The following is a 16,725-nucleotide window of genomic DNA, read 5'->3' on the forward strand; positions in this document are numbered from 1 at the left end:
AGGCTTACCGTATAAGGGAAATAATGTTGGTTATTGAAGAAAATGCCTGAATATTCCTTCTTAATCTCTGTTCGGTGTGTTCCCTGTTCCCTGTTCCCTCGAACCAGTTGTTAAATTAGCATAACAAGTACGGTAGAGCCAGAAATGATTGTGTAGCACTGTTTTTATCTATCTGAATCTGTGCTACACGCTCCACTATAGTTTCAATATTTGGGAATACTATTGATGTCATTTTAATATGAAACCCTAAGATACAATAGATTTGTATACTTGACTAGCAAAAACCTATAGCTTATAGCAATAGGGGAGTTCTTGATAACAGTTTTTGTCTTCATCAGTGTTTTCAATGTCGCCTAAAAAGTATTTTACTAAATTGTTTAATTTTTTGGGGCTAATTTCCCTCTGGTTGTCTTCATATACAGAAAACAATCACAGGGATATTACCCCCATATATAGTCACTCAAACTCCAAAAAATTACGACTCAGTAGCTAGTTCACTGTTACCACGTTGACGACGACGGGTGAGACTATTAAACAGCATCACACCGATGGACTTGATCAAATTACCTTCCAATTCCTGGAACATCTTCATATTCATCCCAAAGGCGGCGTTAGCTTCATCGACAATGCGATCGCCTGTAGCATCATCAATAGGTAATTCATCCAGAGTTTGACGGTATTGAGTTTTGAATCCCTTCTCGTCGGTAATCTCTGCAAACTCATAGAAAGCAGTACCTTGACCTTCCGACAAGTTCATGGCTGTGACTGCAATGTTTTTGAGGATTTGACCCCCTGATAGGTCACCTAAATAGCGGGTATAGGAATGAGCGATTAATAATTCTGGTTCTGTTTGGGAAATTTCGCGGATGCGTTGCACATAAGCCTCACCTGCTGGCGATAGTTGAATTTCCCCCCGCCAGTTAGCACCAAAATAGTAACTTAGGTCTTGCTCTAAAGTTTGCTTACGGTTGAGTTGGGGAAAGTTAATTTTACCGACAATGGGATGCTGACGGTGTTTTTCCATCTCTTCTTCCATGGCCGAGTAGATGAAGTAAAAGTTAGCAACTAGTTTTCGGTAGGAGTTTTTCTCTACAACTCCCTTTAAAAAGCACTTGACAAAACCCACATTTTCTGCCATTGTATGGGCTTTTTTAGTGCCTACACGTAATTTGCTTGCTAAATTGCTGCTCATACTAAATCTCTCAAGTTAAAAGGTTAATTGCCGAATTTAGGATTTATGAATGACTAAAAAAGCCATTAAGATGTTAGATTAGAACTATTTGATGAGAATTTATATTAATTTTTTTTAAGTATCTTGAATTTGTAGGTTGCTCCAAGGGTCTATAGACCACTACCACCAGGGTGAAGTCAAAACTAAAACATCTGATTTTTACCATCCTGGTATCAATCCTAGTTATTCCGCCTGTGTTCAAATTGCTAAATAGCAGCTAACAAGTGTAGAAAGGAATAATTGAATTGAAAACCATTAAATAAGATAAAACTCGGTAAATATTAAATATTGACAATTGAGAAAGGATAATACAGTATTGTCACATAATAATGTGTGATTCAAATGATTTTCGCCAAAAAAAGCGCATATATTACTTACACAGAGAAACTTAACTCAAGTATAACTGCTGAGTCAACCTGTAATTACGTGGGATATTGAACTTATGGTGACATCTATCAACACAAACCAAAGTAACGTTCAAGGTAGTTATCCATGTGAATCTCACAATTGGAGGTTAAACCTAAGTTCAGTAGCTAATACCCGCTTATTTGGTACAGACGGTATTCGTGGGCAAGTAGGAGAATTACTAAATGCTCCCTTAGCTTTGGAAGTGGGTTTCTGGACGGGTGTGATTTTGCAAAAACATGGTGGTCACACAGGGCCAGTTATCCTGGGGCAAGATTCCAGAAACTCTAGTGATATGCTGGCAATGGCGTTGAGTGCGGGGTTAACAGCGTCCGGGGTGGAGGTTTGGTATTTGGGGTTATGTCCCACTCCTACCGTGGCTTACCTCACCAGTATGAGTGAGGCCATAGGTGGAGTGATGATTTCTGCTAGTCATAACCCACCAGAAGACAACGGGATTAAGATTTTTAATGGTAATGGTACTAAATTATCTCCAGCCTTGCAGGCGGAAATCGAGGCGGGAGTAAGGGGTGATGGAGTTGCAGGTAAAGTTACTAATTGTGGACGGCATTATTCTCGCCGGGAACTAGTAGACCAGTATGGGGACATCTTAAAGCAATCCTTGCCGGAAAAGGTCAATCTGCAAGGACTGAAAATTGTTTTAGACCTAGCGTGGGGTGCAGCGGTGGGGTTAGCACCCAAAGTATTTACCGCCATGGGGGCGGAGGTGATCAGCCTACATAATCAAGCTGATGGCGATCGCATTAATGTTAACTGTGGATCGACTCACCTAGGAATTCTGCAAGCCGCGGTCAAAGAACATAACGCAGACTTGGGCTTTGCCTTTGATGGCGATGCCGATCGCATTTTAGCTGTAGATCATACTGGTAGGCCAGTAGATGGCGATTACATCCTTTACCTATGGGGTAGACACCTACAACAACAGCAACAACTACCAGATAACCTGATTGTTTCTACAGTCATGGCTAACTTAGGCTTTGAGAGAGCTTGGCAAAAACAGGGTGGGAAGTTAATTCGCACCGCCGTAGGTGATCAATATGTGCAAGCAGAAATGATGCGCACAGGGGGGATGTTAGGTGGTGAACAATCTGGTCATATTCTCTGCCGCCATTATGCCATTACCGGTGATGGGTTGTTAACAGCATTACATCTAGCAGGATTGGTGACAGCAGCGGGTGTTCCCCTCAGTCAAATGGTAGATGAAAGTTTTCAAACTTACCCCCAATTATTGCGGAATGTGCGAGTTACAGATCGCGATCGGCGATTAAATTGGCAAGATTGCCAACCCTTGCAACAAGCGATCGCCCAAGCCGAAGCTGCAATGGGTGATGCGGGGAGAATATTAGTCCGGGCTTCCGGTACAGAACCGGTAATCAGAGTCATGGTAGAAGCTGTTAATGATGAATTGGCTAACCACTGGACAGATGAATTAGTATCTCAAGTCCGGCAGCACCTAGCAGTTTAAAACTGTTAAATTTTCATAAGTTGATTTTCCAGTCTTGACGGGAAAATGAAATTTTGTTAAAAAGTGCTAAAAGCCTCTAGGAAAACCGTGTATTGTGTCATGATGGCAAAGTAGAATACATATGCCTTTCTAAATTACAGGGAATCTTACATGACTCTCCGTCTTGGTGATACAGTACCTAACTTTACACAAGCATCCACACACGGCGATATCAACTTTTATGAATGGGCAGGTGACAGCTGGGTAGTGCTGTTTTCTCACCCGGCTGATTTCACCCCCGTTTGTACCACTGAACTAGGCACAGTGGCCAAACTCAAACCGGAATTTGACAAACGTAACGTCAAACCCATCGCCCTGAGCGTTGATGATGTTGACTCCCATAATGGCTGGGTAGGAGATATCGAAGAAACTCAAGGAACCGCCCTCAATTACCCAATTCTCGCCGATGCAGACAAAAAGGTTTCTGACCTTTATGATATGATTCACCCCAACGCAGCTGCTAACATCACCGTGCGTTCTGTCTTCATCATCGACCCTAATAAAAAACTGCGCCTGAGCTTTACCTATCCCCCCAGCACTGGCCGCAACTTTGATGAACTTTTACGGGTAATTGACTCTCTACAACTGACCGATAATTACAGCGTAGCTACACCTGCTGACTGGAAAGATGGGGATGATTGTGTCATAGTCCCCTCACTCAAAGATCCAGAAGTTCTCAAAGAGAAATTCCCCAAAGGCTACCAAGAAATTAAGCCTTATCTGAGAATGACCCCTCAGCCTAACAAGTAAAACTGCTCCTTAGTCCACTTACAATATTAAACCCAGCGCCAAGACCAGACGATACCTTGGCGTTTTTGCCTATCAATCTAGATTAAACCGTCTTCTTGTCACAGTGGCCAAGGGTGCAAATCCTTTAATAACACAACAAAAGCGATCGCTCAATAGCTGGTCTTGAGACCGACCCAAAGCAAGAGATATTCATGGCAGAATCTGTACATCTGAACACTGCCATCAGGCAAAATTTTTATAGACAAGAACTCAGGTAAAATCAAAATGGATATCAAAAATGGATTTGTTGGCACCGTTGGTAACACACCACTAATTCGCCTAAACAGCTTTAGTGAAGAAACGGGTTGCGAAATCCTTGGTAAGGCAGAATTTCTGAATCCTGGGGGTTCCGTCAAAGACCGCGCTGCACTTTATATTATTGAAGATGCGGAAAAAAAAGGCCTACTCAAGCCCGGTGGTACTGTGGTTGAAGGAACCGCCGGTAATACTGGTATTGGACTAGCGCATATTTGCAACGCTAAAGGCTATAAATGCCTAATTATTATTCCCAATACCCAATCCCAAGAGAAAATAGATGCACTCACGACCCTGGGGGCACAAGTGCGCACCGTTCCCGCAGTTCCCTACAAAGACCCCAATAACTACGTTAAACTATCTGGCAGAATCGCCGCCGAATTAGATAATGCTATTTGGGCTAATCAGTTTGATAACTTAGCTAACCGCCTCGCCCACTACGAAACCACGGCCCCAGAAATTTGGGCACAGACAAAGGGGAAAATTGACGCTTGGACAGCTGCAACTGGTACTGGTGGTACTTTTGCTGGTGTATCAATGTACCTAAAATCACAAAATCCATCTGTTAAATGTGTAGTTGCCGACCCCCTAGGTAGTGGACTGTATAGCTACATCAAAACCGGTGAAATCAAGATTGAAGGTAGTTCTATTACAGAAGGCATCGGTAATAGCCGCATCACTGCCAATATGGAAGGCGCACCCATTGACGACGCTATTCAGATAGATGACACAGAGGCTTTACGGGTGGTATATCAACTGCTGCGGAAAGATGGGCTATTAATGGGCGGTTCCACGGGGATTAATGTTGGCGCGGCTGTAGCTTTAGCAAAGCAGATGGGACCAGGACATACTATTGCTACCATATTATGTGATAGTGGTTCCCGGTATCAGTCACGCATATTCAATCACCAATGGCTAGCCTCAAAAGGATTAGTCATTAGTGATTAGTAGTTGGTTATGGCGCTAGGAATATCTCACCTGATTAAACCTTAGCCCCACCCTCTCCTAGGTAAGGAGAGGGAGCTTATCAGTCAATATTTTTGCTGTATATCTACCACTTGATAGAGCAATGTCAAATATAAGTCAACCATCCAACTTCCCAAAGACAGACCCAAAGTCTGCGGCTAGATGTGTGCGAGTGTGCCAAAATCGTACTTGTAAAAAGCAAGGTGCAGCAAAGGTATTAGCCGCTTTTACAAGTTTACCAGTTGCCAATGTAACGATAATAGCCAGTGGCTGCTTAGGACAGTGTGGTAACGGGCCAATGGTGCTAGTTTTACCCGATATGGTTTGGTATAGCGGCGTTAAACCCGATGAAGTACCTCTACTGGTAAAACAACATTTGTTAGGTGGTGAAAGTGTCAAAAAAATGCTATATCGTCGCTTTCATCGCTAATATTAAGTAAATCCAAAATATAAAATACTACTCAATTTCTGACCAAGGGGAAAATCCATGAATATTCAGCAGCTGCGCCAGTCCGTGAAAATTAAGTGGCTGAGTTACTACCAGCAAAATCGCTCTTGGCTGGCAAAAATCAGGGTTTGGGGTACTTACAATGGTCTGCGTCGTCCTTCATCTGGGTTTATTTTGGCCACTTTGTCGGTTTTAGAGCCGCAATTTCAGGATTATCTTTCTTTTATGGTGGATTTAAATAGTAATCCCGATCAGATAGTTACAGCTTTAGGTCTTAACTTTAATCCTGACCAAGAATTAGATGTAATTAACTCTGAGGATTCTACAAGTGAGTGGGAAAGGGAATCTTTGCCAGAAAATTATACTCAAACCAAAGATGTGGCTTTAGTTGCACCTACTATTAAGATTGCTAGTCCTGCCACTGCGAATGTTAATCTGCCGCGCTTGCCTGAATCTGTTGCACCGTATACAAAAAATCATGAAATTATTCCCACGGTTGCAATGGCGACTAAGGTTACTTCTGCACCGGGTGCTAAAATAGCATATTCTACTAAACTACCTGCCAATTTACTACGTCAATATCAACCAGTGCGATTACCTCTGACAGTAGGGGAAAGGCGATCGCCCCTAGCAATGACAATGGAGGTAATTCACAAAGCCAAAACTCGACCTTGTGCAAAAGTCCGAGATCCTCGGTTTGATCATCTACCTATGAAGTTTTGGACTCTTTTACTACAAAAAAACTATTTAACTGGGGTTTTATTCCTACTTGACTACCTCAAACGCCCAGTTTCCCGGAATCAGGGGGAAATATCGCCAAAACCGAAAAATGTTCGCCCTCAACTCACCCCATCACCTAGTACCCATAGTCGTAGTCTGGCGAATTGGATAGATGAGTTTTGTCAGGGTAGAAACTATAACCCAGAACAAGCTATTTCCATGTAATCTTGAGGCCGCTACTTCTACAAAAAAAGCAGCATCTTTGATGAATCAAAAATCCCCAATTATTCGTCACTGAAGTTATCAACACCTAACTAGGTTGAGAGTGGGAAATCATTTATGTTTGCACAACTTTTCAAGTTTGGATGTTTGGGCAGTCTTGGCTTATCATTACTAATGAGTAATTCTGCAGCACTAGCTCAATTTAATGATTCTAGTTTCGGTGAGGTGGTTGTACCCACCATACCCTCAGGTGATACATCAGCGCCAACAAGTCCACCCATAAACACACCAACCGTAACTAGTGGCACTCGGTTTACTTGTCAATTTTATAATGGACAGTACACTGTCATGTACCAACCACAAAGTATACCAGGAGAATTCTTCCCCTGGGCTGCACCTAGGACTTTAGGTGGTGGTTGGAGTCCCCAAAGACGCTGTGAAGCTATTGCCAGTCGCTTAGAATTATATCGCCCAGATGGTCTGGAAGAACTGCAAACATCTGTACAAAATAATGAAAACATAGTTTGTGTGACTACACGGGCTAATCCTTTATGTCGGATTGTGTTGACTGTACCCCGTGATAAAGACCCATTTGTAGTACTCAATGACGTTTTCCAAAACTTGATTACCGCTGACAGTGGAAGACAGACAGTACCCGTGAATACTTATATTACCAATGGTAGAAGAGTAAATGGATTAGACAACTTAGCGCGCACAGTTCTAGGTCGTGGTAACAATCCCATGACTGCATCTAGAAGCGCTATTAATTTAAAACCTTTCCTCACCCGTGAAGATGGTGGAACTTTGACCAGTAGCACTACCCAGAACCCTGAGTCAGCACCTGCAAACCGCCGTCGCTTGAATCCTAATAGTTTCCCTTAACACTGGCAATTTTGATTAGTCCCCAAGGCTATCTCTAGGGTAAGATTTATCTAGACTTACCCAGGACTTACGCAAAACAGAACGAAAGTAGGGGTAATTCATGAATCACCCGTACATCAGAACTAGGTTTTTAGTCCAATCTTGCGTAAGTCTTATTACCCTAAGAGGTTGTTTGGAAAGTATTAAACAGGTAATTTTTATATTAGGGAACAGGGAACACCGAACACCGAAGGATTGGGGAATGGGAAGGATTGGGGAATGGGAAGGATTGGGGAACACACAAAAAACAATAAAATCCAGTCCCCTCCCCTGACAAGGGGAGGGTTAGGGTGGGGTCAAACAATGTTTGATACACTAATCATGACTTATCAAACATCCTCTAAAATACGAGGGTTTCCGTAAATAATCTTCTCAGGTAGCCATGCCAATATCGCAACGTGAGTTTGATCAAATTGAAAGTGATTCTGGCTATCTTTGAATCGCGCTGTTATCTCTGTTGCCAATGGAAACCATGCTTTAATCTCTAATCCTGGTATTGGTTGAATGTTTCCCACAAAGATAGCATCAGGGAATCCCGGATCTTGCCTCTACCATGTTCCAAATTCAGCAAAATCATCCTGCTTATTTAAAAACTCAACAGTGTTAAATTCGATTAGATTTCCCAGTAATGGTGAAAGCTTCGAGATCACTTTAGCTAAATTGACAGCTGCATTAACTGTCATAGGTTTAGATATGTTTAAAACATCAAATGTATGCCCCGATAAATTAGCTAAATACTCAGCCGCGAGTTTGATTACATCTTGTGTGTTCATAATTTTTCTTCACAAGATGCTTTAGATATTTGTTGTTCAACCTTCCTCAGAATGGCACAAGGATCCACGCCAATTACCCGAGTAACTATGATAAACTCAACGACATCCAAGCGCCGCTCGCCATTCTCATATTTAGCAACAAAAGATTGGGGTTTTTCAAGAGATTTAGCGAGAGATTCCTGAGTAAGTTGTGCTTCCTTGCGTGCCGCAATCATACAGCGCCGGAATATTTCATACTCATGGCTGGAGATAGATTTCATAGGGCTTTGGCTTTAGCACTATATGTATGTCAGTACAATAAACCTATTTTCGGATAATCCCAAAACAGGATAAAAGGTGGGTTGAGCTAATTAACAAGATTCCTGTGTTTGTCCGTCCAGTTTAATAGGAGAGGCGATCGCGGATTCTCAAAAACTATGATCATAAATTACGATAAAGCCTGAATTAACGCCTTACCTTTGAGAAAAGCCTCCTCAAACTCAGCTTCCGGTTCAGATAAAGCCACAATACCACCGCCAATCCCAATAGAAGTCCCTCTAGGAGTCAACACTGCGGTACGAATGACAATATTTAAATCTGCTGCACCATTGAGAGCTAAAAACCCAATAGCACCGGAATAAACTCCACGAGCTTCAGATTCTAACTCATCGATAATCTTCATAGTTCTAATTTTCGGCGCACCCGTCATCGAACCACCGGGAAACGCCATTCTAATACAATCAGTAGCAGTCATATCCGCGCGTAAATAACCCCGAATCGTACTCACAAGTTGATGTACTGTGGCGTAAGTTTCCACATCCATCAACTTTGTCACCTGGATACTACCCACTTCACATACCAAACCTAAATCATTGCGTAACAAATCCACAATCATTAAGTTTTCGGCGCGGTCTTTTTCACTACTGAGCAGTTTTTCCCGCAGTATTTTATCTTCCTCTGGAGTCTGACCACGGCCTAAAGTTCCTTTAATCGGCTTAGTTTCTACCCACCCAGCGCGGTCAATACGTAAAAATCGTTCTGGGGATGAACAAGCAATAGCAACTTCACCAAAGCGCATAAATGCCGAGTAAGGAGCCGGATTAACTCGGCGTAAGGTACGATAAAAGCATAATGGATCGGGAGCAGCATCTGTGTAAAGTTTATTAGTCAAACAAATTTGATAGCTTTCCCCGTCCTTAATTTTGTGCAGACATTGGTAAATATCATTTATGTAGGTCTGGTGAGAACGACTCAGACGGAAATTGATGGGGGTATGACTAAGGGGCGGTACAATAGGTGGAAGGTCTGGGAGTGTGCGCAGTTGTTTTTCTGTTGACTCTAACCACTCCTTTGCTGCTGTAGTTTGATGCTGTTTGGCCAGACATACCAGATAGGTAGTTTGTTCTTGGTGGTCAAACACAATGATTTGATCAGCTAACAGAAACATAGCATCGGGAAGGGGTCCACAATGAACTAACTCAGAACCACATTCTGCCTTGATTTCATAACCAAAGTAGCCCACAAACCCACAATTGAAGTCAAAGGGTAGCTCATCAGACTGATAACTACGCTCATTAATTTGACTTTGAAGATAGTCAAAAATACTGACATTTATCTGTGTCTTTTGACCAGATTGGGTAATAGTTAATTCTCTAGTTTCCGTGCGGTATTCAACCAACAAGCTATTTAAACCGCCACTTCCTCCCATAAAAGAGAAGCGAGAAAGACCAGGCTCAACTAAGCTACTATCAAGCCAAAAGGCGTGAGTATCTTTACCGATCGCTTGTGTGGCTTGGCCATACAGATGTACAAACACCTGTTCTGGATCTGGATAGATATCCAGTTTTTGACTATAAACTTTGTACTGGCAAGGAAGAATAGGATTTTGTCGAGTCAATTTTTTGGCACTGTCTTGATACTTAGTTTCTCTCTCTCGGTTCGGGGATAAGTTCTTAGTAAAATTACGGAAGTTTTCTAAAATCTTCCAGCCGTATTCAGTGCAGATTGATTCGGGATGAAATTGCACACCCCAAAATGGTAAATACCGATGACGCAGCCCCATGATCAATCCGGCTTCTGTCCAAGCGACTCTTTCTAAACAGTTGGGTAACTCTTGGGCAACCATTAAGGAATGGTAGCGTACCACAGAGAAGCCCTGGGGAATTCCCTCAAATAGAGCAGAACTATTGTGATATATTTTACTAGATTGCCCATGCATCACCTCCGGTGCATGAGTTACAGTACCGCCGTATACATGAGCTAGTCCCTGGTGACCAAGACAAACACCCAGCAGGGGTACATCAAGATTTTGGAGATTTTGAATCACCTGGCCGCAGATACCAAAGTCCGAGACCTTTTCTGGACGACCCGGACCAGGGGAAATCACAACATTGTCAAATGTGAGTTTGATTACATCCTTCCAATCAATCTGATCATTGCGAATTACCAGGGGAAGTTCTCCATTCACCTGAGCGAGCATCTGATAGAGATTAAATGTATAGGAGTCGTAGTTATCAATAATCAGCGATCGCACTTCATGTTTCCCCTTGCTCATTACTCAACGGTTCTTGTGACCCAGTTCCCATCCCCGACTTAGAAAGGAATGTCATCGGGATCTTGTTCTTGCTCGTTCACAGGGGGATAAGCAGTGCGTTCAAAATTTTGGACTGGCTGTGTGGATGGGAAGTTGTTCCGCTGAGGTGCAGCGCCAACGGGAGTCGGGGCGCTGACTGGAGGTAATTCAACTTCGTTGCGTGAAGGTGTAACAACAGGGGATGCTGTTTGTAGGAGTGTTGAGGTGACTGACGAATTTATCGTTGTGGATGATGTAAAATTACTTCCTAGAGGTTGAATCTGTTGTACTGTTAATTCAGCCCGTTTTTCTTTAAACCCTTCTTGACGCTCAACAGTGTGCATCCCTAAGCGTCCTGCTAAAATCACGCGATCGCCTTGGTGGTAGTTTTGCTGAATTTCTGTAGCCATATTCCCCCAGCCCACTACCTTTAGGGTAACTAACTGGTCTTCTGCACGCTGAGAATTGGGGAACTGTACCAGCATTTCTGTGATTGCTAAGTTATCCGCTGTATAGCGTAATTGTGGTTCTTGAATGATTTCCGCCATTAAAACGCAGCTATTCATTGAATCCTCCTAATTGGACAAGTTTTTGATCAAGCAATAAGATTTTAATTAGCTAACTATATTTAATTTGCCTAAATGAATTCCTGACATACACTTTGAGCTTTGAGTCTTTTCTAGCATAAAAGCCAAGCGATCGCTTTGAATAGTACTTGCGATACCATTCCCTACCTTCGCCTGACTACAACGAGCATTAAATTCTGCATGAGTAGTACAATCATACCACTTCATGGGCAAAAAATACTCTCATAAATCTAGGGTAGTCTGCTTTGTTGGTTACAGTTTTTTTACTTTTCCTAGTCACAGGTAACATATATCATGGGTGCTGATAGCGTAGCGTGGGGTAAGCCATACCTTCCCCTGTGCGGAGTCAGCCATATAATTACCGTTACTTCAGATACTCGTGGCGCAAGTTGTTTTAGAAAATATTTATAAAACGTTTCCCCAGCGGAAAGGGGAAAGTGTAGCATCCCAAACCTTTCCTAGTCATAGGAATAAAAAAAATGCTACCCCAGAACCGGCAGAAGTTATCAATGTCTTACGGCGAATTAATTTGACCATCGCCGATGGTGAATTTATGGTGCTGGTGGGTCCTTCAGGTTGTGGTAAAAGCACTCTACTCCGGTTAATTGCCGGGTTAGAAGCGATGACAGCAGGGAATATTTGGGTGGGCGATCGCTTAATTAATCACCTACCACCCAAAGAAAGAGACATTGCCATGGTGTTTCAAAATTACGCCCTCTACCCCCACATGACTGTCTATGACAACATTGCTTTTGGACTCCGTCGCCGCCCATTAGGCAATGGGGAAAGTCAAAACTCCTCACTCCCAACATGGGCGACAAATATCCTTGTAGGAATCACCAGAAAGTTACCTAAAGGACTACGTTACATTTCTGATCAAGAAAGGCAGGTAGATCAGCAGGTGCTAAATGTTGCCCAATTATTACAAATGGAAACCTTGCTGAATCGTTTACCCAAACAGCTATCGGGGGGTCAAAGACAACGGGTAGCTTTAGGAAGAGCCATCGCCCGTGACCCCCAAGTGTTTTTAATGGATGAACCCCTTTCTAACTTGGATGCTAAATTGCGGGCCCAAACCCGCGCCCAAATTGTCAAATTGCAACGCCAACTAGGAACCACCACCATTTACGTCACCCATGACCAAACCGAGGCTATGACTATGGGCGATCGCATTGCCATTATGAATCAAGGTCAAATTCAGCAAGTCGCATCCCCATTAGAACTTTATAACCATCCTGCTAACCGCTTTGTGGCTGAATTCATTGGTTCCCCGCCCATGAATTTTATTCCGGTGAGGTTCCATGCTCCGTTATTAATTACCCATAACCATTTTCGCCTCACTCTCCCAGACGTTTGGGCGACACCCCTGCGGAAATATGATCAGCAAACCATCATTTTAGGTATTCGCCCGGAACACTTAATTTTGAGTGTACCAGCGACCAAAAATTTACCCGTCAAAGTAGACTTGGTAGAAAATCTGGGCAATGATTCTTTTGTGTCTGTGAGAATTTCCCCACCTGAATCTCAAATTGAGTATACAGACAACTATCTACAGGTGCGAGTTCCACCGGATAGATTAGTCAAGGTTGGTGAGGAATTATGGTTCTCGTTAAATCCAGAAAAACTGCACTTTTTTGATCCTCAAACTGAGTTAGCGATAGGTTACCCCGGCTAATCCGCTTTGTTAAACCTACTCAAAACTAACCAAGTCTACACTTAACTTCCGAGCTTCCCAGTGGTCTAAGAATGACTTCTAAATAACCACTATTGTATGGCTATCGCCACGCTATCCTATCAATATTTACACCTCTGCTGGTTGGTATTCTTGTTGTCTTTCCACGAAGGTCTGAACACGGGTGCGGTAGTTTCTGAGTGTTTCATCTACCCAATCGCGATCATTACTGTTGGCATACAAATGTACTAAAGGCTCGCTGGCGTCTGGTAAAACTAATAGCCAACTATCATCGTAGGGTTGGCAAATTTTCACCCCATCAATTAACTCTAGGTTTTGGGCTGGGTGTGTTTCCACTAAATAACGCATCAGCGCTCCTTTAGCACTCCAAGGACAACGGACTGTATAAGCTTTATGAACCACACGGGGTAATTCTGAACGCGCCGTAGCCAGCGATCGCTCTTGAATAGTCAGCATCTCAATTAACTTAGCGATGCAGAACATGGAATCAAAACCCGGATGTAAATGGGGGAAAATAAAACCAGTTTCGCCACTACCGCCTAAGACGACATTAGAATTTTTTTGACAAGCCTCCATCAAAGCTGTAGGATTAGCTTTAGTGCGAATTACCCTGCCATCGTGACGACGGGCGACTTGTTCCACAGCACTAGAAGCATGAACAGGTACAACTACCGTGCCTCTGGGGTTAGATGTTAATATCATGTCTACCATCAGTGCTGTTAAAATTTCCCCCCGGATGGGAAAGCCTGATTCATCAACTAAAATCAACTGTTCCCCATTAGCTGAGACTTGCACACCAAAGTTGGCTTTGAGCGCCTCCACTACATGACCCAGCTGAGTCAGCAGTGTTTCGCGGTCGGTAACTGACATGGCCGATTTATTCACACTCGCATTCAGTACCACTGCATCAGCCCCAAATTTATCTAACATGAGTGGTAAAACCGCCCCAGATACAGCATAAACATAGTCAATTACTACTTTGGCTCGACTGTTGCGCAGGGTATCAACGTTTAACAGCTTCTCAAAGGCTGTGCAATAGCGTTCAATTACTTGACTGGTATAGGCTACATCGCCAACTTCATGAATTTGCGATCGCCGCATATCTTCCTTAAAATAAGCTCCTTCAACTTTCTTCTCCAGAGCTTTGGTAATATTAATCCCCTTAGCATCCATAAATTCAATCAGGATATAATCAGGGCGATCTGGGTGTACCCGTACATGAACCCCACCGGCGACGGACATTGTGGGTATAACTGTCCGTGCTATGGGAATAGCTGTAGCATCGAGATTTTGAATATCAATACCTACAGACATCAAACCAGCAATTAATGACCGGGTAACCATGCGAGAAATGTTGCGTTGATCACGGGAAACTGTCACCTTAGAACCGGGTTTCAGGGTAGAACCGTAAGCAGATCCCAACTTCACAGCAAATTCTGGGGTGATGTCAATATTAGCTAATCCTTGTACACCACGCTGCCCAAATAAGTTTCTTTGAGCAGTGTTCCCCCAAATCAAGTTAATATTGAGCACTGCACCTGATTCAATCTTTTTACTGGGCCAAACCCTGACATTAGGGCTGATTTGTGCTTCTTCCCCTATAGTAGACAGGGAACCCACTACAGCCGCTTCTAAGACATGAGCGCGCCGATCAACACGGGTACCGCGAGAAATCACGCAAGCGCTCAGATGTCCTTCATCTCCGATAATTGACCCATTCCATAAAATCGGTCGTTTCAGATTGGCATCAGCGCCAATGGTGACATTATCTCCGATGATGGTTCCTGCTTCAATTTGCACTCTGGCCCCAATCCGGCAATTATCACCAATTAGGGCGGGAGTTTCAATTATGGCTGTGGAGGGGATAAAGGTATTTTGCCCTACCCACAAGTTTGGTAAAATTTCTGGATAAGCAAAGTCAAGTTTTACTTTACGATCTAAGGCGTCATATTGAGCTTGACGATAGGCATCTAAATGACCAACGTCGCACCAGTAACCTTTAGCAATGTAACCATACAGGGCTTGACCTTTTTCCAGCATTAAGGGAAATAAGTCTTTGGAAAAGTCGCATTCTGTATGAGATGGTAGATAATCTAATACTTCTGGTTCCAGAATGTAAATACCTGTGTTGACGGTATCAGAAAAAATCTCACTGCTAGAAGGTTTTTCTAAAAAGCGCCTAATTTTACTTTCTTCATCCGTAATTACCACTCCAAATTCTGCGGGGTTGGGAACTCGGGTTAAAACTAAGGTGGCTTTTGATTGTTTTTGCTTGTGGAATGCGATCGCCGCTGTTAAGTCAAAATCTGTGATACTATCACCGCTAATCACTAAAAATGTTTCATCCAGCAGTTCGGCAATATTCTTGACACAGCCTGCGGTTCCTAGGGGTTGGTCTTCTTCCACAGCATAGGTCATCTGCACGCCAAAATCGCTGCCATCTTGAAAGTAGTCTCGCAAGACATCTGGTAGATAATGCAATGTAGCAATAACTTCTGTGATTTGATGTCGCTTTAGTAGATTGATGATATGTTCGGCAATGGGCCGATTCAGAATAGGCACCATTGGTTTAGGCAGATCACAAGTTAACGGGCGAAGCCGAGTACCCGAACCGCCTGCCATCAGTACTGCACGCATAAATTCTCCTTAGTTATTTGCAGTTTTTGCTGCTTACACACCCGTGAGAGTATATTGTATGTTCTTTCTTTAGTCTCCTATGGATATTGGTATTTAAGTAACTTACCTAAGAAGCATCTAGTGAGAAATAGGCAGATTTATGATCTCTTCATCAGGAAGCCATGACACAACAAGGAACAAGGAAAATTTGGGATCTTTTGACTTTCAATTGGTTTTTCTTGTCTCTATGTTTTATGGTGGCATTAGGTACTTCATTTTGCTCAATGTTAACTAGCTGTAAAATATGAACTTGCCGAGAGTAAGTATCATAGATTACAGATTTTAAGTGTCAATAACGGAGTCGATGACAATGATCAAGTTAATTATTTTTGGCTTAATAGTGGTTTATGTGGGTGGTGTTTGGAAGTTATGGAATGGGTTTGAACGAACTAATTTCAGTCAAACTTTATCTAATCGCCTGAGTTTATCATTGTTATGGCCAGCTTTATTTATTGCCAATAAGTCATATCGGCGCAATTTTAGAAAAGCTTTAAAAGGCTAATAAACTCATTAATCAAGCCAGTCCAGTTGAGGTAAATGTTCAATAGGTATCCGAAGCTGTGAGAGTTAGAGGGAGTGAATTAGACTAGCCGTAACAGAAAATTTCTCGGTGCGTTACGCGTTCGTCAACGCACCCTATAATTATTCAAAAGGCTTGAATCCACTCTTTCACAAAATATTCAGTCCAGATGCCATTTTTCCAGTAGGGGTCATTTTCCACTAATTGGCGCACAGTTCCTTCGTCTTCAGCTTCGTAAATTCCAAACACTTTAGTAGTATCCTTGGTCGGACCGAGAGTAATCAGTAAACCTGATGCTTTTTGTTTTGCTAACCCATCTAAGTGGTCTTGACGATAGGGGTCCCGTTTTTCCAAAACGTTTTCGCAGTAAGTTCCCCACATGATGTATTTCGGCATAATTACTGTTTTTTTATCTTGAAAATATACTTCTTTCCCAAGATTCT

The 16,725-nt window shown here is 42.7% G+C and carries 16 protein-coding genes; 8 read left to right on the plus strand and 8 right to left on the minus strand.

Translation table 11 applies throughout. From position 1 onward, the window contains the following. Window positions 1–475: 475 nt before the first annotated feature. Window positions 476–1,192: a biliverdin-producing heme oxygenase gene (locus NWP22_RS17965; protein WP_271732983.1), complete on the minus strand. Its 717-nt coding sequence runs from the start codon at window positions 1,190–1,192 to the stop codon at window positions 476–478. 481 nt (window positions 1,193–1,673) lie between these two features. Here NWP22_RS17965 and glmM point away from each other — a divergent pair, with 481 nt between their 5' ends. From glmM to NWP22_RS17995, 6 genes are all read left to right on the plus strand, one after another. Further along, window positions 1,674–3,122 carry a phosphoglucosamine mutase gene (glmM, locus tag NWP22_RS17970; RefSeq protein WP_271732984.1) on the plus strand — a complete coding sequence of 483 codons (1,449 nt, stop codon included), beginning with the start codon at window positions 1,674–1,676 and terminating at the stop codon, window positions 3,120–3,122. A gap of 150 nt (window positions 3,123–3,272) precedes the next feature. After that, complete coding sequence (locus NWP22_RS17975; protein WP_271732986.1) at window positions 3,273–3,911, plus strand: peroxiredoxin; 639 nt, start codon at window positions 3,273–3,275, stop codon at window positions 3,909–3,911. A 264-nt stretch (window positions 3,912–4,175) separates the two neighbouring features. After that, a complete protein-coding gene (locus NWP22_RS17980) occupies window positions 4,176–5,153 on the plus strand; it encodes a cysteine synthase A (RefSeq protein WP_271732988.1) in 978 nt (325 codons plus the stop codon). Between the two features lie 121 nt (window positions 5,154–5,274). Further along, entirely contained in the window at window positions 5,275–5,601 is a 327-nt protein-coding gene (locus NWP22_RS17985) for a (2Fe-2S) ferredoxin domain-containing protein (RefSeq protein ID WP_271732990.1), read from the plus strand. Window positions 5,602–5,658: 57 nt separating this feature from the next. Then, on the plus strand, window positions 5,659–6,564 hold the full coding sequence (locus tag NWP22_RS17990) for a DUF5331 domain-containing protein (RefSeq protein WP_271732992.1): 906 nt from the start codon (window positions 5,659–5,661) through the stop codon (window positions 6,562–6,564). A 114-nt stretch (window positions 6,565–6,678) separates the two neighbouring features. Next, window positions 6,679–7,443 (plus strand): COP23 domain-containing protein, encoded by a 765-nt coding sequence (locus NWP22_RS17995; protein ID WP_280802196.1) that lies wholly within the window; start codon window positions 6,679–6,681, stop codon window positions 7,441–7,443. A gap of 587 nt (window positions 7,444–8,030) precedes the next feature. On the opposite strand, the gene NWP22_RS18000 is transcribed toward NWP22_RS17995, so the two are convergent. From NWP22_RS18000 to NWP22_RS18020, 5 genes are all read right to left on the minus strand, one after another. After that, complete coding sequence (locus NWP22_RS18000; RefSeq protein ID WP_280802197.1) at window positions 8,031–8,255, minus strand: hypothetical protein; 225 nt, start codon at window positions 8,253–8,255, stop codon at window positions 8,031–8,033. Further along, window positions 8,252–8,515 (minus strand): helix-turn-helix domain-containing protein, encoded by a 264-nt coding sequence (locus NWP22_RS18005; protein WP_280802198.1) that lies wholly within the window; start codon window positions 8,513–8,515, stop codon window positions 8,252–8,254. The genes NWP22_RS18000 and NWP22_RS18005 overlap by 4 nt, the downstream gene beginning before the upstream one ends. A 167-nt stretch (window positions 8,516–8,682) precedes the next feature. Beyond that, entirely contained in the window at window positions 8,683–10,788 is a 2,106-nt protein-coding gene (pabB, locus tag NWP22_RS18010) for an aminodeoxychorismate synthase component I (protein WP_280802199.1), read from the minus strand. A gap of 38 nt (window positions 10,789–10,826) precedes the next feature. Further along, a complete protein-coding gene (locus NWP22_RS18015; RefSeq protein WP_280802200.1) occupies window positions 10,827–11,372 on the minus strand; it encodes a single-stranded DNA-binding protein in 546 nt (181 codons plus the stop codon). Between the two features lie 48 nt (window positions 11,373–11,420). Then, window positions 11,421–11,600, minus strand: coding sequence for a hypothetical protein (locus tag NWP22_RS18020; RefSeq protein WP_271733003.1), 180 nt, complete (start codon window positions 11,598–11,600; stop codon window positions 11,421–11,423). 172 nt (window positions 11,601–11,772) lie between these two features. Between NWP22_RS18020 and NWP22_RS18025 the strand changes: the two genes are divergently transcribed. Next, window positions 11,773–13,068 (plus strand): ABC transporter ATP-binding protein, encoded by a 1,296-nt coding sequence (locus NWP22_RS18025; protein ID WP_271733005.1) that lies wholly within the window; start codon window positions 11,773–11,775, stop codon window positions 13,066–13,068. Window positions 13,069–13,194: 126 nt separating this feature from the next. Here NWP22_RS18025 and NWP22_RS18030 read toward each other — a convergent pair whose 3' ends face one another. After that, entirely contained in the window at window positions 13,195–15,723 is a 2,529-nt protein-coding gene (locus NWP22_RS18030) for a sugar phosphate nucleotidyltransferase (RefSeq protein ID WP_280802201.1), read from the minus strand. 349 nt (window positions 15,724–16,072) lie between these two features. Here NWP22_RS18030 and NWP22_RS18035 point away from each other — a divergent pair, with 349 nt between their 5' ends. Further along, the gene (locus tag NWP22_RS18035; RefSeq protein WP_271733008.1) at window positions 16,073–16,264 is read left to right on the plus strand and encodes a hypothetical protein; all 192 of its coding nucleotides are present in this window, start codon (window positions 16,073–16,075) and stop codon (window positions 16,262–16,264) included. 144 nt (window positions 16,265–16,408) lie between these two features. Here the strand turns inward: NWP22_RS18035 and NWP22_RS18040 are convergent, their stop codons facing one another. Beyond that, window positions 16,409–16,678 carry a YciI family protein gene (locus tag NWP22_RS18040; RefSeq protein WP_280802202.1) on the minus strand — a complete coding sequence of 90 codons (270 nt, stop codon included), beginning with the start codon at window positions 16,676–16,678 and terminating at the stop codon, window positions 16,409–16,411. Window positions 16,679–16,725: the final 47 nt, after the last annotated feature.

The organism is Anabaenopsis tanganyikae CS-531 (genome assembly GCF_029891675.1).
Classification (GTDB): Bacteria; Cyanobacteriota; Cyanobacteriia; order Cyanobacteriales; family Nostocaceae; genus Anabaenopsis; species Anabaenopsis arnoldii.

Excerpts from the sequence above, each read along its gene's own strand:
- NWP22_RS18035 (WP_271733008.1), top strand. The coding sequence starts at position 16,073 with ATGATCAAGTTAATTATTTTTGGCTTAATAGTGGTTTATGTGGGTGGT.
- NWP22_RS17990 (WP_271732992.1), top strand. The coding sequence starts at position 5,659 with ATGAATATTCAGCAGCTGCGCCAGTCCGTGAAAATTAAGTGGCTGAGT.
- NWP22_RS18020 (WP_271733003.1), bottom strand. The coding sequence starts at position 11,600 with ATGAAGTGGTATGATTGTACTACTCATGCAGAATTTAATGCTCGTTGT.
- NWP22_RS18030 (WP_280802201.1), bottom strand. The coding sequence starts at position 15,723 with ATGCGTGCAGTACTGATGGCAGGCGGTTCGGGTACTCGGCTTCGCCCG.
- NWP22_RS18015 (WP_280802200.1), bottom strand. The coding sequence starts at position 11,372 with ATGAATAGCTGCGTTTTAATGGCGGAAATCATTCAAGAACCACAATTA.
- NWP22_RS17985 (WP_271732990.1), top strand. The coding sequence starts at position 5,275 with ATGTCAAATATAAGTCAACCATCCAACTTCCCAAAGACAGACCCAAAG.
- NWP22_RS17965 (WP_271732983.1), bottom strand. The coding sequence starts at position 1,192 with ATGAGCAGCAATTTAGCAAGCAAATTACGTGTAGGCACTAAAAAAGCC.
- NWP22_RS17980 (WP_271732988.1), top strand. The coding sequence starts at position 4,176 with ATGGATATCAAAAATGGATTTGTTGGCACCGTTGGTAACACACCACTA.
- glmM (WP_271732984.1), top strand. The coding sequence starts at position 1,674 with ATGGTGACATCTATCAACACAAACCAAAGTAACGTTCAAGGTAGTTAT.
- NWP22_RS17995 (WP_280802196.1), top strand. The coding sequence starts at position 6,679 with ATGTTTGCACAACTTTTCAAGTTTGGATGTTTGGGCAGTCTTGGCTTA.
- NWP22_RS18000 (WP_280802197.1), bottom strand. The coding sequence starts at position 8,255 with ATGAACACACAAGATGTAATCAAACTCGCGGCTGAGTATTTAGCTAAT.
- NWP22_RS18040 (WP_280802202.1), bottom strand. The coding sequence starts at position 16,678 with ATGCCGAAATACATCATGTGGGGAACTTACTGCGAAAACGTTTTGGAA.
- NWP22_RS17975 (WP_271732986.1), top strand. The coding sequence starts at position 3,273 with ATGACTCTCCGTCTTGGTGATACAGTACCTAACTTTACACAAGCATCC.
- pabB (WP_280802199.1), bottom strand. The coding sequence starts at position 10,788 with ATGAGCAAGGGGAAACATGAAGTGCGATCGCTGATTATTGATAACTAC.
- NWP22_RS18005 (WP_280802198.1), bottom strand. The coding sequence starts at position 8,515 with ATGAAATCTATCTCCAGCCATGAGTATGAAATATTCCGGCGCTGTATG.